Annotated in this window: 12 protein-coding genes; 8 read left to right on the plus strand and 4 right to left on the minus strand. The window is 71.0% G+C overall.

What is annotated here, in order from left to right; genetic code table 11:
* Positions 1–38: 38 nt before the first annotated feature.
* From KZC50_RS00350 to KZC50_RS00380, 7 genes are all read left to right on the plus strand, one after another.
* Entirely contained in the window at positions 39–1,028 is a 990-nt protein-coding gene (locus KZC50_RS00350; protein ID WP_310890185.1) for a sugar-binding transcriptional regulator, read from the plus strand.
* 303 nt (positions 1,029–1,331) lie between these two features.
* Positions 1,332–2,372 carry a bifunctional diaminohydroxyphosphoribosylaminopyrimidine deaminase/5-amino-6-(5-phosphoribosylamino)uracil reductase RibD gene (gene ribD, locus KZC50_RS00355; RefSeq protein WP_310890186.1) on the plus strand — a complete coding sequence of 347 codons (1,041 nt, stop codon included), beginning with the start codon at positions 1,332–1,334 and terminating at the stop codon, positions 2,370–2,372.
* The gene (locus KZC50_RS00360; protein ID WP_310890187.1) at positions 2,372–3,034 is read left to right on the plus strand and encodes a riboflavin synthase; all 663 of its coding nucleotides are present in this window, start codon (positions 2,372–2,374) and stop codon (positions 3,032–3,034) included. Before ribD ends, KZC50_RS00360 begins: the two co-directional genes overlap by 1 nt.
* A complete protein-coding gene (ribA, locus tag KZC50_RS00365; protein WP_310890188.1) occupies positions 3,031–4,305 on the plus strand; it encodes a GTP cyclohydrolase II in 1,275 nt (424 codons plus the stop codon). Before KZC50_RS00360 ends, ribA begins: the two co-directional genes overlap by 4 nt.
* Entirely contained in the window at positions 4,302–4,787 is a 486-nt protein-coding gene (ribH, locus tag KZC50_RS00370) for a 6,7-dimethyl-8-ribityllumazine synthase (protein WP_053548933.1), read from the plus strand. The genes ribA and ribH overlap by 4 nt, the downstream gene beginning before the upstream one ends.
* Positions 4,788–4,835: 48 nt before the next feature.
* Complete coding sequence (locus KZC50_RS00375; protein WP_053548932.1) at positions 4,836–5,189, plus strand: hypothetical protein; 354 nt, start codon at positions 4,836–4,838, stop codon at positions 5,187–5,189.
* A gap of 46 nt (positions 5,190–5,235) precedes the next feature.
* Entirely contained in the window at positions 5,236–6,678 is a 1,443-nt protein-coding gene (locus KZC50_RS00380) for an MFS transporter (protein ID WP_310890189.1), read from the plus strand.
* Between the two features lie 124 nt (positions 6,679–6,802).
* On the opposite strand, the gene KZC50_RS00385 is transcribed toward KZC50_RS00380, so the two are convergent.
* Genes KZC50_RS00385 through KZC50_RS00395 form a run of 3 tightly spaced genes read right to left on the minus strand, consistent with a single transcriptional unit; the run spans position 6,803 to position 9,473 of the window.
* On the minus strand, positions 6,803–7,651 hold the full coding sequence (locus tag KZC50_RS00385) for an ABC transporter permease (RefSeq protein ID WP_375294555.1): 849 nt from the start codon (positions 7,649–7,651) through the stop codon (positions 6,803–6,805).
* The gene (locus KZC50_RS00390; RefSeq protein ID WP_310890190.1) at positions 7,648–8,535 is read right to left on the minus strand and encodes an ABC transporter permease; all 888 of its coding nucleotides are present in this window, start codon (positions 8,533–8,535) and stop codon (positions 7,648–7,650) included. Before KZC50_RS00390 ends, KZC50_RS00385 begins: the two co-directional genes overlap by 4 nt.
* Positions 8,532–9,473, minus strand: a complete 942-nt coding sequence (locus tag KZC50_RS00395; protein WP_053548928.1) for an ABC transporter ATP-binding protein — start codon at positions 9,471–9,473, stop codon at positions 8,532–8,534. Before KZC50_RS00395 ends, KZC50_RS00390 begins: the two co-directional genes overlap by 4 nt.
* 94 nt (positions 9,474–9,567) lie before the next feature.
* Between KZC50_RS00395 and KZC50_RS00400 the strand changes: the two genes are divergently transcribed.
* Complete coding sequence (locus KZC50_RS00400; protein ID WP_310890191.1) at positions 9,568–11,538, plus strand: ABC transporter ATP-binding protein; 1,971 nt, start codon at positions 9,568–9,570, stop codon at positions 11,536–11,538.
* 74 nt (positions 11,539–11,612) lie between these two features.
* Here the strand turns inward: KZC50_RS00400 and KZC50_RS00405 are convergent, their stop codons facing one another.
* A complete protein-coding gene (locus tag KZC50_RS00405; RefSeq protein WP_310890192.1) occupies positions 11,613–13,487 on the minus strand; it encodes a phosphoenolpyruvate carboxykinase (GTP) in 1,875 nt (624 codons plus the stop codon).
* Between the last annotated feature and the right edge of the window lie 40 nt (positions 13,488–13,527).

The raw sequence follows: 13,527 nt of genomic DNA on the forward strand, positions 1-13,527 counted from the left end.
GCGATCTGCACATATGTGCAGATCCAGTGAGGAGAGAGATGACGGCGTCCCCGACACGCGAGGCGATCCCCGCCAAGACCCGCGACGCCCTCCGCGCCGCACAGCTCTACTACATGCAGGACCTCACGATGGAGGCCATCGCCGCCGAGCTGAAGACCTCTCGCTCCTCGGTGTCGCGGCTGCTGAGCCACGCGCGCGACAGCGGTCTGGTGGAGATCCTCATCCACTCCCCCCTCGAGGGCCCCGAGCGTCTCGAGCAGCAGATCCGCGAACGCCACGGCGTGACCGCCCACGTCGTCCCCGTCCCCGATCACACCAGCGACGTCGAACGTCTCGAGCGCGTGGCCCTCACCGCCGCGCGCATCCTCGCGGGATTCGTCGACTCCAACCAGCGGATCGGCATCGCGTGGGGATCGACGATCGGGGCGGTCGGCCGGCACCTCCCCCACCGGACGACCCACAACACCGATGTGGTCCAGCTCAACGGTGCCGGCAACATGCGCACGACCGGGATCATGTACGCCAGCGAGCTGCTGACCCGCTTCGGCGCCGCCTTCGAGGCGCAGGTGCATCAGTTCCCGGTTCCGGCGTTCTTCGACGATCCGCGAACCAAACAGGCGTTCTGGCGGGAGCGCTCGATCCGGCGCGTGCTGGAGCTGCAGGGCGGACTCGACCTCGCGGTCTTCGGCGTCGGGTCGCCGTTCGCCGAGGTGCCGAGCCACGTCTACCAGGGCGGATATCTGGATGCCGCCGACTACGCCGCCCTCAGCCGCGAGGACGTCGTCGGCGACGTCGCGACCGTCTTCTACCGGGCGGACGGGAGCACCGACGGCATCCCGCTGAACGACCGCGCGACGGGGCCGACGTTCGCCGTCCTCCGCCGCGCCCCGCGGCGGGTGTGCATCGTCGCGGGGCGTGCGAAGGTCCCGAGCCTGCGCGGCGCGCTCCGCGCCGGCCTCATCACCGACCTCATCCTCGACGAGTCCACCGCGCGCGAGCTCGCCGGAGGCCCCGAACCGACGCCGTGAGTCGCCGCGTGTCGTGCGGGGTCACGGGAATGATCCGCGCCGGGGCACGTTGACTACACTCGAGAAAGATCAACGTGCTCCGGGGTCGGTGAGAATCCGAACCGGCGGTGACAGTCCGCGAACCCGCGCCCCCTTCCCCCCGGGAAGAGGACCCGGGCCGATCCGGTGGAATTCCGGAACCGACGGTGATGCGAGGCCGAGGCCTCGCGAGTCCGGATAGGAGGCAGCACGAGGGTGGGCGATGCGCGCTCTCCCTCGGTCGCCCCCGTTCCCCGAGCACCGCGACGGTGAAGGGGAAACGAGATGACGGCGACCACCATCGAGCACGACGCCATGAGGCGCGCGCTCGACATCGCCCGCAACGGACCGCGCGGCATCAATCCGCAGGTCGGGGCCGTCCTCCTCTCGCCCGAGGGCGACATCATCGCCGAAGGGTGGCACCGCGGCGCCGGGACGCCGCACGCGGAGGTCGACGCACTGTCCCAGCTGCCCCCCGGCGCAGCCCACGGCGCCACCGCCGTGGTGACCCTCGAGCCCTGCAACCACACCGGTCGGACGGGTCCCTGCAGCGAGGCCCTCCTCGAGGCCGGGGTGGCCCGCGTCGTCTACGCCGTGGCCGACCCCAACCCGCGCTCCGCGGGGGGCGGGGAGCGCCTGCGCGCCGTGGGCGTCGAGGTCGCGCAGGGCGTCTGCCACGACGAGGCCGCCGACCTCCTCGCGTCGTGGTTCACGGTCCAGCGCCTCGGGCGCCCCCACGTCACGGTGAAGTGGGCGCAGAGTCTGGACGGGCGCGCCGCCGCCGAGGACGGGACGAGCCAGTGGATCACCGGCACGGATGCCCGGGCCGACGTGCACCGGCGACGCGGGCGCGCCGACGCGATCGTCGTGGGCACCGGCACGGCCCTCGCCGACGACCCGTCCCTGACCGCCCGCGAGGAGGACGGCGGACTCCGACCGCATCAGCCGATCCCGGTGGTCCTCGGGCGCTCCGAGGTCCCGGCGGATGCCGCGGTCCGACGGCATCCGCACTCCCTCCTGCAGTACGACGGCGACCTCCACGCGGCGCTGGCCGACCTCCGCGAGCGGGGCGTGCACCGCGTGTTCGTCGAGGGCGGTCCGACCATCGCCAGCGCCTTCCTGCGCGCCGGGCTCGCCGACGAGGTGCTGGTGTACCTCGCGCCGGTCCTCCTCGGCGGACCGCGCCTCGCGCTCACCGATCTCGGCGTTCCCTCCATCGACGATGCGCGCCGACTGGACGTGGCGCGCATCGAACGCCTCGGCGACGACCTCCTGATCGTCGCCCGCCCGCACGACACCCGCACCCCCGAGGGAGAAGAGTCCTGATGTTCACCGGAATCGTCGAGGAGATCGGTGAGGTCGTCGCCGTGGAGCCCGCTGGGGACGGCGTGCGTGTGCGCGTGCGCGGCCCTCGTGCCGTGTCGGATGCCGGGCACGGCGATTCGATCTCGGTGAGCGGCGTGTGCCTGACCGTCGTCGACCGCGGAGAGGACTGGTTCACCGCCGATGTCATGCAGCAGACGCTCGTGATGTCGACACTCGCGGGCGTCGCCGAGGGGCGTCCGGTGAACCTCGAGCGCGCGACCGCCGCCCACGGGCGTCTCGGCGGGCACATCGTGCAGGGGCACATCGACGGGACCGGCGAACTGCTCGAGGTGCGTCCGGGCGCCGAGTGGCGGGTGCTGCGCATCGCGCTTCCGCGGCATCTCGCGCCCCTCGTGGTCGACAAAGGATCGATTGCCGTCGACGGTGTGTCGCTGACCGTCAGCGCGGTCTCTGCGCCCGGCGCGTCGCCCGACTGGTTCGAGGTCTCCCTGATCCCCGAGACACTGTCCGCGACCACGCTCGGCGACCGCGCGGTCGGTGACCGCGTGAACCTCGAGACCGACATCCTGGCCCGTCACGTCCAGCGCCTCATGGCCTTCGCCGCCCCGGCGGCCCCCGACTCCGCGGCATCGCCCGCACCCACGGAAGGAGGCTCCGCATGAGCCTTGCCACCATCCCCGACGCGCTCGAGGCCCTGCGGGCCGGGCGCCCCGTCATCGTCGCGGACGACGAGGATCGCGAGAACGAGGGCGACGTCATCATCTCCGCCCAGCTGGCGACACCCGAGTGGATCGCCTGGACCGTGCGCTGGTCCAGCGGATTCCTCTGCGCGCCGATGCCGGCCGAGTGGGCCGACCGCCTCGACCTCCCGCCCATGGTGGAGGTCAACCAGGACGCGCGCGGCACCGCCTACACCGTCAGCGTCGATGCCGCCGATCGCGTCTCGACCGGCATCAGCGCATCCGATCGCGCGCACACCCTCAACGTGCTCGCCGATCCGGAATCGGTGCCCACGAGTCTCATCCGCCCGGGCCATGTGCTGCCGCTCCGCGCGGTCGAGGGCGGCGTCCGCGAGCGCGCCGGCCACACCGAGGCCGCCGTCGAGCTCATGCGCCTGGCGGGGCTGTCCCCCGTCGGCGCGATCGCGGAGGTCGTCGCCGAAGACGGCTCCATGATGCGGATGCCGGGGCTCGAGGAGCTCGGCGAGCGCGACGGCGTGCCGGTGATCACGATCGAGCAGCTCGTGGCCTACCTCGACGAGCACGAGCCTCGCGACGGCCCGGTCGCCCCGGCGCACCGTCGACGCGTGAGCCTCCGTGCCGAGGCGAAGGTCCCCACCTCGCACGGCGAGTTCCGCTTCCTCGCGTACAAGGACCGGGTCACCGGCACCGACCACCTCGCGGTCGTCTCCGGCGACATCGACGACGCACCTCTCGTCCGCGTGCACTCCGAGTGCCTCACCGGCGAGGCCTTCGGCTCGTCGAAGTGCGAGTGCGGTCCGCAGCTGGATGCGGCGCTCGATCGCATCGACCGCGACGGCGGCATCGTGATCTACATGCGCGGACACGAGGGGCGCGGCATCGGTCTGATCAACAAGCTCCGCGCGTACAGCCTGCAGGAGCGGGGACTGGACACCGTGGACGCCAACCTCGCCCTCGGGCTCCCCGCCGACGCGCGCGACTACGCCGCGGCCGCGGGCATCCTCACCGATCTGGGCGTGGAGCGGGTGCGCCTGCTCACCAACAACACCGACAAGGTCGCGCAGCTGCGCGAGCTGGGTCTCGAGATCGTCGAGCAGGTTCCGCTGCTCGTCGGGGTCGGCCCGAACAACCACCAGTACCTCGAGACCAAGCGCGACCGGATGGGGCACGTGATCGCCGACGGCGACCTCGCCGACGCACTGGCGCAGATGCACGAAGGAGCACAGCGATGAGTGGAAAGGGTGCACCCGAGAGCACCGGAACGATCGACGCCACGGGCCTGCGGGTGACCGTCGTCGCCGGCACGTGGCACACCGAGATCTCCGACGGCCTGATCGCCGGGGCCGCACGGGTGCTCGACGCCTCCGGCGCGGAGTGGTCCCTCGTGCGCGTTCCGGGTTCGTTCGAGCTGCCGGTCGTGGCGCGCGCCGCCCTCGAGTCCGGCGCCGACGCGGTGGTCGCCCTCGGGGTGATCATCCGCGGCGGCACACCGCATTTCGAGTTCGTCTCCTCCGCCGCCACCGACGGCCTCACCCGCGTCGCCCTCGACACCGGCAAGCCCGTCGGATTCGGCGTGCTCACGCTCGACGACGAGGCGCAGGGACTCGACCGCGCGGGCCTTCCCGGCTCACGCGAGGACAAGGGCCACGAAGCAGCGGATGCCGCGCTGCGCACCGCCCTGGTCCTGCGCGACATCCGCGCCACCGCCGGCTGAGGTCCGCCTTGGTGGCGCCCGAGTGACGCGGGCAATACGGTGACGGGTATGGAGACTCTTCGTCACGTCGTCGTGCTCGTCCACCTCGTCGGTTTCGCGCTGCTGTTCGGCGCGTGGGCTGTGGAGGCGGTGAACCGCCGCCTGAAGATCACCCGGCTGATGAACTGGGGGCTTCTCGTCGCCGGTGTCGCCGGTCTCGCGCTCGCCGCCCCCTGGGGCGTGTCGTACGAGATGAACTACACCAAGATCGCCGTGAAGCTCGTGATCCTGCTGGTGATCGGCGCGCTCCTGGGCATCGGGTCCGCCCGTCAGCGCAAGGGAACCGGCGTCCCCGCGGCGGTCTTCTGGCTCATCGGCATCCTGACGTTCGTCAACGCCGCACTCGCGGTCCTCTGGCGCTGACCGACCGGCGAAACCTCGGTCCGGCGCGGGCGTAGACTCGTCGCCCGTGCCGGACACCTCTCCCTCCTCCCCGCAGACCGCCGCTCCCGCCAATCCCCGCTCGCGTGTCATCACCGCGAGCCTGATCGGCACCACGATCGAGTTCTACGACTTCTACGTCTACGCCACCGCGGCGGTGCTCGTCTTCCCGATCCTGTTCTTCCCCACCGGGAACGACACCACGGCGCTCCTCGCATCCTTCGGCGTCTTCGGTGCGGCGATGGTCGCCCGCCCGCTCGGCGCCGTGATCTTCGGCCACTTCGGCGATCGGTTCGGCCGGAAGGCGACCCTCGTCGGATCGCTCTTGACGATGGGCATCGCGACGTTCCTCATCGGATGCCTTCCCACGTTCAACGACATCGGCTGGTGGGCCGCCCTCCTCCTCCTGGTGCTGCGCCTCGCCCAGGGCTTCGCCCTCGGCGGCGAGTGGTCGGGCGCGGCGCTCGTGGCCACAGAGAACGCCCCCGCCGGCAAGCGCGCCTGGTACGGCACCTTCCCGCAGCTCGGCGCCCCGCTCGGCTTCATCATCGCCAACTCGATCTTCCTGGCGATCTACTTCCTGCTCCCCCACCCCGACGGCCCCGCACAGCGCTCGGAGGAGTTCCTCGCCTGGGGCTGGCGCGTGCCGTTCCTCTTCTCCGCGGTCATGGTGATCGTGGGACTCTGGGTGCGTCTGCGCCTGGTCGAATCGCAGACGTTCGTGAAGGCCGAGTCCGCCGGCGCGATCCGGAAGTTCCCGCTGGGGACCGTCATCCGTCGTCACGGGAAGCACCTGGTCCTCGGCACGTTCATCATGCTGGCGACCTACGTGCTGTTCTACCTGATGACGAGCTTCACCCTCTCGTACGGCACGACCGCGACGACCGAGGGGGCGCGCGCGGCCGCCGAAGCCGCCGGGACCCCGTTCGACGCGAGCTCCTACGTGCCGGGCCTCGGGTTCGGGTACACCGATTTCGTCATCATGCAGATCATCGGCGTGGTGTTCTTCGGCATCTTCACGATGCTCTCGGGGCCCGTCGCCGACGCGATCGGCCGCCGGCGCCTGCTCCTGGGCGTCACCGCGCTCATCATCGTGTTCGGCTTCACCTTCACCGTGTTCCTCTCCCCCGAGTCCGACCCGAAGTTCACCGGCGCCCTGGTCCAGGCGTTCCTGGTGTTCGGCTTCATGCTGATGGGCGTGACCTTCGGGCCGATGGGCGCGGTGCTCCCCGAGCTCTTCCCGACGAACGTGCGGTACTCGGGGTCGGCGATCTCGTACAACCTGTCCTCCATCCTCGGCGCGGCCCTCGCCCCGCTCATCGCCGTCGCCCTGTGGGCCGCGGCCGACGGCAGTCCCGTGCTGGTCGGGCTCTACCTGTCGGCGATGGGGGTGCTCACCTTCATCGCCCTCGTGCTCTCCCCCGAGACGAAGGACCTGGACTACACCGACGACATCGGGGCCTCTCACTAGCCCACCGTCGCCCGTGTGGCGCGTGCAGAATCACGGAGATGCGCACGATCGCGGACGGCGCCGCCGCGAGGCATCCGTCATCGTGCACATCTCCGCGATCGTGCGCACGGGATGCGCGCGAGCGTCAGTCGAGGAACAGCGTACGCAGGCGCTTCGTGGTGAAGAGCAGCCCGAGCGCGATCATCACGAGGTAGTACCCCACGTGGGCGAGCATCACCGGGCTCAGGATGCCGGTCGTCAGGCCTCGGATGAGCTCGACCCCGTGCCACAGCGGGAAGGCCATGACGATGCCCTGCACCCACTCGGGATACACGGTGATCGGGTAGAACGTCGCCGAGAAGAGGAACATCGGCAGCAGCACGAGGTTGATCCAGTCCATGTGCTGGAACGTCTTCATGTAGCTGGTGACGGCCATGCCGACACTGGCGAATCCGAAGGCGATCAGCACCACCGCGGGCAGGGCGAGGATCGCGGTCGGGGCGAGGTTGAGCCCCAGCACCTGCATGACGATCATGAACCCGGTGGCGTAGACGAGGCCGCGCAGCAACGCGTAGAGGATCTCGCCGAGGGCGACGTCGAGCGGCCCGAGCGAAGTGGCCAGCATCCCCTCGTAGAGCTTGCCGTAGTTGAGCTTGAAGAAGACGTTCCACGTCGAGTCGTAGATCGCCCCGTTCATCGCCGAGACCGCCAGCAGCGCCGGCGCGATGAACGCGGCGTAGGGCACCTCGGTGCCGCCGCTGGTCTGCACGTCGCCGATGAGGACGCCGAGCCCGATGCCGAGCGAGAGCAGATAGAAGACCGGCTCGAAGAACCCCGAGAGCACGACCGCCCAGCTGGAGGAGCGGGCGGCGAGGAGCCCCCGCTGCACGACCGCCTGTGGGTTCCCGGCCCACAGGGCCCGCACCCCGCCGCCCCGCATCCGTGCGGTCGGCTCGGCCTGGAGGGTCGCCGCGCGCGACGCCGGCGCGCTCATCGGGCGAGCCTCCGCTCGAACAGCACGCGGGCCAGGAGAAGCCCCGCGACGCTCAGCACGACGAGGTAGCCGATGTGCACCCCGGCCATCGCCGCGCTCATCTCCTTGCCGTAGGTGACCGCGCGGCCGAGCTCGGTGGCATGCCAGAGCGGCGAGATCCACGCGACCCACTGAAGCGGCGCGGGCGAGATCGCGATCGGATAGAACGTGCCGGAGAAGAGGAACATCGGCATGAAGATGAACCGCTGGACGAGGGCGAACTGCCCCTTGTCGTCGACGATCGACGCGGCGTAGGCCATGAGCGGTGCGCCGAACGACAGGCCCGCGAGCAGGCCGATCGGGATGGCGAGCCACGCCGTCTGCGGCACGAGGTCACCGGGCTGGAGCACCGCGAAGAAGAGTGCGATGAAGGCGAAGTACAGAGTGACGGTGACGATCATGCGCGCGGCCGCGCCCATCGCCACGCCCCCGGCGATCTGCCCGGCCGACAGCGGCGACGCGCTGAACCCGAAGAAGTAGCGGCGCCATTTGAACCCCGACATCACCGGGTAGGTGAACTCCTCGGTCGCCACCGAGATCGCCGCGGTCATGAGCAGCGCCGGCGCGACGAAGACGAGATACGGCACCGTCTGCCCGGCATCCTCCACCGGCGCTTCGATGATCGCCGCGAGCCCCAGCGCGAGGCCGAGGAGATACAGGATCGGCTGCCCGAGGGCGCCGACGATGATCGTCCAGCCGTAGGCGCGCATCGCCCGCACCATGTGCTCGGTGACGTACCAGAGGCCGCGGCGACGGGGCCGGCGCCCCCACGCCAGGGCCTCCGCACGGAGCTCGTCGAGGGTGGGCGCGGTCGTCTCGGCGGCGCCGGTGGTGGTCTCGCTCATTCGATCAGCGACCGCCCGGTCAGGCGGAGGAAGACGTCCTCCAGGCTCGAGCGCCGCACGAGCGAGGTGATCGGATGCAGGCCCCGCGCGGTGACCGCCTCCAGCGCCGCCTCGCCGTCGGCGGCGTAGACGAGGATCCGGTCGGGGAGCACCTCGACGCGCTCGCCGATCCCCGCGAGTGATGCCGCGACCTGCTCGTTGCGGTCCGACCCGAAGCGCACCTCGAGGACCTCGCGGCTCGAGTGCTCGCGGATGAGGGAGGCAGGGGTTCCCTCGGCCATGATCCGTCCCTTGTCGACGACGACGAGGCGATCGCACAGCTGCTCGGCCTCGTCCATGTAGTGAGTGGTGAGGACGAGGGTCGTGCCGCGCTCCTTGAGGCGGAACAGGCGGTCCCACAGCACGTGCCGGGCCTGCGGGTCCAGGCCCGTGGTCGGCTCGTCCAGGAGCAGGATGCGGGGATCGTTGATGAGCCCGCGAGCGATGGTGAGTCGGCGCTTCATGCCGCCGGAGAGCTGATCGACCTTGCTGGTCGCCTTGTCCTCCAGCTGCGCGAACGACAGCAGCTCCTCCGCCTTCTCGCGGCAGACGCGGCCCGGCAGGCCGAAGTAGCGGCCGTAGATGTAGAGGTTCTCGCGCGCGTTCAGTTCGCCGTCGAGGTTGTCCTGCTGCGGCACGACGCCGAGGCGGGAGCGGATCTCGGGCCCGTGCCGGTCGGGGTCGAGTCCGAGGATCGACAGCGACCCGCCCGTCCGCGACGAGACCGCGCCGATCATCTTCATCGTCGTGGACTTGCCCGCTCCGTTCGGGCCGAGGAGACCGAAGGACTCGCCCGGGGCGACCTCGAAGCTCAGCCCGTCGACGGCGACGAAATCGGGCTTGCCCTTCACCCGGTAGGACTTCGCGAGGTCGCGGGCTTCGATGACGGCTTCTGGCACCGGACCACCCTAGTCCCGGTCGCGGACATCGGAGCGAGCGGTGGCCGAGACGAAGTACGGTCGATGCAGACGCCCCCACGAACGAGGTTCCCCCATGTCCGCCCCCGACAGCCCCACCGCCCCCGAGATCCCGGCCCGCAGCCGACGCCGCGGACGCCGCGCCCCCGAGGGTCCGCGCGCGACGTTCCGCCAGCTCCTGCCCTTCCTCTTCGAGCACAAGCGCACCCTGGTGGTCGTGGCGATCCTCAGCGTCCTCGGGGCGGGCGCGACGCTCGCCCAGCCGCTGCTGGTCGGACAGGTCATCCAGCGCGTCCAGATCGGCGAGACCCTCGGCATCCTGGTGTGGCTGCTGGTCGCGTTCGTCGTGATCGCGTCGGTCATCTCGGGCTACCAGCACTACCTGCTGCAGCGCACGGGCACGGCGGTCGTCTACTCGAGCAGGCGCAAGCTCATCGCCCGGATCCTCCGCCTGCCGATCAGCGAATTCGACGCCCGCCGCACGGGCGACCTCGTGTCGCGTGTCGGCACCGACACGACGCTGCTGTACGCGGTCCTCACCCAGGGACTGGCGGATGCCGTCGGGAACTCCCTCATCTTCCTCGGCGCCCTCATCGCGATGGCGGTGATCGACCCCGCGCTGCTCGGTCTCATCGTCATCGTCATCGGCGTCTCCGTCGTCGTGGTCGTGCTCCTCAGCGGCCGGATCCGCACCGCCTCCACCGAGCAGCAGGTGAAGGTGGGCGAGCTCTCCTCGGGCGTCGAGCGGGCCGTCGGATCCATCCGCACCGTGCGCGCGTCCGGCGCCACCGAGCGAGAGATCACCGCGGTGAGCGCGATGGCCTCCGACGCCTACGCGGTGGGGGTCCGGATCGCGAAGGTCTCGGCCCTCGTCGTGCCCGTCGCCGGTATCGCCCTGCAGCTGTCCCTCCTGGTCGTGCTCGGGGTCGGCGGGTTCCGCGTCGCGAGCGGTGCGATCACCATCGCGGCGCTGGTGTCGTTCATCCTCTTCCTCTTCCTCCTCATCCAGCCGCTCGCCTCCACGTTCGGGGCGATCACCTCGGTGAACCAGGCGCTCGGCGCGCTCGGCCGCATCCAGGAGGTCCTCGACCTGCCGGATGAGACCGACCGCGACGCCGAGATCGCCGCCGCCGCGCGGGCCAAGGCTGTTCCCGCCGATGCGGCGCGGGACGCGGCATCCGCTCCGGCGATCGAGTTCTGCGACGTGCACTTCTCCTACCCCGAGACGGTGGTCCGCGCCCGTCGCGCCGCCGAGACCGAGGCCCTCGCCGTGCTCGAGAGCGCCGGCGTGGACGACGCGGCACGGGCGCTCGCCGAGGCCGGGGACGACGCCGACGACAGCGGCGGCGCGGCGGGGCCCGACGTCGGCGTCGTGCTGCGCGGGGTGTCGTTCGCGGTTCCGCGGGGCGCGCGGGTCGCGCTCGTCGGGCCGTCGGGGGCGGGCAAGTCCACCACGCTCGCCCTGATCGAGCGGTTCTACGACCCGACGGCGGGGGCGATCCTCCTCGATGGTGTCGATGTGCGCACCGTCGCCCGCGACGCGCTGCGCGCCCAGCTCGGGTACGTCGAGCAGGATGCCCCGACCCTCGCCGGCACCATCGGCGACAATCTGCGGCTGGCCTCGCCCGCGGCATCCGACGCGGACTGCGAGCGCGTGCTCCGCGCGGTGAACCTCGGCGATGTGCTCGATCGGAGTCCGGAAGGGCTGGATGCCGCGGTCGGCGAGTCAGGCGTCATGCTCTCGGGCGGCGAGCGCCAGCGGCTCGCCATCGCACGGGCGCTCTTGGCGGCCCCGCCGATCCTGCTTCTGGACGAGTCCACCTCGTCGCTCGATGGCCTGAACGAGCAGCGGATGCGGGAGGCGATCGACGCGGTCGCGGCCGGTCGCACCCTCATCGTCATCGCCCACCGCCTCTCGACCGTCGTCGACAGCGACCTCATCGTCGTGATGGACCACGGCCGGGTCGTCGGGCAGGGGACGCACTCCGAGCTGGTGGCCTCGACGCCGCTGTACCGCGACCTCGCGAAGCACCAGCTCCTGGTCTGACCCCGGAGTGAAAGAGGGCGCCCGGCCCCTCTGCCAAGAAGAGGGCCGGGCGCCGGTCGGGTGGCGCGCTCGGGTCAGGCGCGCTGCAGGCGGTACCGGAGGGCGGCGAGCTCGGCCCACAGGGGCGCGGGGACGCGGCCCTCGAAGGTGCGGTAGAACTCCTCCGTGAGGTCCGCCTCGCGCAGCCACGACTCCGTGTCGATCGCGAAGAGCTCGTCGAGGTCCTCCTGCGGCACGTGGATGCCGTCGAGGTTCAGGTCCTCGGTCCGGGGCAGCCGTCCGATGGGGCTCGGCACGGCATCCACCGTCCCGTCCAGACGACGGACGATCCAGTCGATCACCCGGGCGTTGTCGCCGAAACCGGGCCACAGGAACCGGCCGTCGGCGCCCTTGCGGAACCAGTTGACCTGGAAGATGCGCGGGGCGCGGTCGAAGCGCAGCGCCTGCCCGACCTTGAGCCAGTGCCCGAAGTAGTCGGCCATGTTGTATCCGCAGAACGGCAGCATCGCGAACGGATCCCGGCGGAGCTCCCCGACCGTGCCCTCGGCCGCGGCCGTCCGCTCGGAGGAGATGTTCGATCCGAGGAAGACACCGTGGGTCCAGTCGGTCGCCTCCAGCACGAGCGGGACGTTCGTCGCACGGCGCCCGCCGAAGAGGATCGCGTCCAGGGGCACACCCTCCGCGGCATCCCAGTCCTCTGCGATCTGCGGGCACTGCGCCGCGGCGACGGTGAAGCGCGAGTTGGGGTGCGCCGCCGGACGACCGGACGCCGGCGTCCAGGGGTTGCCCTCCCAGTCGGTCAGCTCCGCCGGCGGGGTGTCGGTGAGACCCTCCCACCACACGTCGCCGTCGGGACGGAGCGCGACGTTGGTGAAGATCGTGTTGCCCCAGAGGGTCTCCACGGCGGCGACGTTGGTCGACTCGCCGGTCCCGGGGGCCACGCCGAAGAAGCCGGCCTCGGGGTTGATCGCCCACATGCGGCCGTCCTCTCCCGGACGCAGCCACGCGATGTCGTCACCGAGGGTCTCCACGCGCCATCCGGGGATGGTGGGGCGCAGCATCGCGAGGTTGGTCTTGCCGCACGCCGACGGGAATGCGGCGGCCACGTGGTACTTCTTCCCCTTCGGGTCGATCACGCGGATGAGGAGCATGTGCTCGGCGAGCCAGCCCTCGTCGCGCCCGATGACCGAGGCGATGCGCAGCGCGAAGCACTTCTTCGCCAGGATCGCGTTGCCGCCGTAGCCGGAGCCGAACGACCAGACTTCGAGGGTGTCGGGGAAGTGGACGATGTACTTCTCGTCGTTGCAGGGCCACGCGACATCGGCCTGACCGGGCTCGAGGGGCGCACCCACGGAGTGCACGGTCTTCACCCACGGCGCACCGCCCGCGATCTCACGGAGGACCTCGGTGCCCACGCGGGTCATGATGCCGATGGAGGTGACGGCGTAGGCGCTGTCGGTGATCTGCACGCCGATGTGCGAGAGCGGTCCGCCCACCGCGCCCATCGAGAACGGCACGACGTACATCGTGCGCCCGCGCATGCTGCCCGCGAAGAGCGGGGTGATGGTCGCACGGATGTCGTCGGGGGCCGCCCAGTTGTTCGTGGGACCGGCATCCTCTTCCCGCTCGGAGGCGATGAAGGTGCGCGCCTCCGTCCGGGCGACGTCGCTCGGGTGCGAGCGGGCGAGGTAGGAGCCGGGGCGCCACTCGGGGTTGAGCTTGATGAGCTTGCCCTCGTCGACCATCTCGCGCAGCAGGGCGTCGTTCTCGGCGCGGGATCCGTCGACCCAGTGGATGCGGTCGGGCGTGGTGAGCGCGGCGATCTCGTCCACCCACGCGACCAGGGCGCGCATGCCGGCGCCGTCGATCCGCGGCATCCCGCCGTAGGTCTCGGAGGCGCGACGCGGGGCGAGGGAGGTGGGGCGGGTGAAGGTGTCGGCGAGAGCCATGGGTGTCGCTCCTGTGCGATCGGTGGTGCCGGATCGGGGT

The organism is Microbacterium aurantiacum (assembly GCF_031625015.1).
Taxonomy (GTDB): Bacteria; Actinomycetota; Actinomycetes; order Actinomycetales; family Microbacteriaceae; genus Microbacterium; species Microbacterium aurantiacum.

Excerpts from the sequence above, each read along its gene's own strand:
- KZC50_RS00405 (WP_310890192.1), bottom strand. The coding sequence starts at position 13,487 with ATGGCTCTCGCCGACACCTTCACCCGCCCCACCTCCCTCGCCCCGCGT.
- ribD (WP_310890186.1), top strand. The coding sequence starts at position 1,332 with ATGACGGCGACCACCATCGAGCACGACGCCATGAGGCGCGCGCTCGAC.
- KZC50_RS00375 (WP_053548932.1), top strand. The coding sequence starts at position 4,836 with ATGGAGACTCTTCGTCACGTCGTCGTGCTCGTCCACCTCGTCGGTTTC.
- KZC50_RS00400 (WP_310890191.1), top strand. The coding sequence starts at position 9,568 with ATGTCCGCCCCCGACAGCCCCACCGCCCCCGAGATCCCGGCCCGCAGC.
- ribH (WP_053548933.1), top strand. The coding sequence starts at position 4,302 with ATGAGTGGAAAGGGTGCACCCGAGAGCACCGGAACGATCGACGCCACG.
- KZC50_RS00385 (WP_375294555.1), bottom strand. The coding sequence starts at position 7,651 with ATGAGCGCGCCGGCGTCGCGCGCGGCGACCCTCCAGGCCGAGCCGACC.
- ribA (WP_310890188.1), top strand. The coding sequence starts at position 3,031 with ATGAGCCTTGCCACCATCCCCGACGCGCTCGAGGCCCTGCGGGCCGGG.
- KZC50_RS00360 (WP_310890187.1), top strand. The coding sequence starts at position 2,372 with ATGTTCACCGGAATCGTCGAGGAGATCGGTGAGGTCGTCGCCGTGGAG.
- KZC50_RS00390 (WP_310890190.1), bottom strand. The coding sequence starts at position 8,535 with ATGAGCGAGACCACCACCGGCGCCGCCGAGACGACCGCGCCCACCCTC.
- KZC50_RS00350 (WP_310890185.1), top strand. The coding sequence starts at position 39 with ATGACGGCGTCCCCGACACGCGAGGCGATCCCCGCCAAGACCCGCGAC.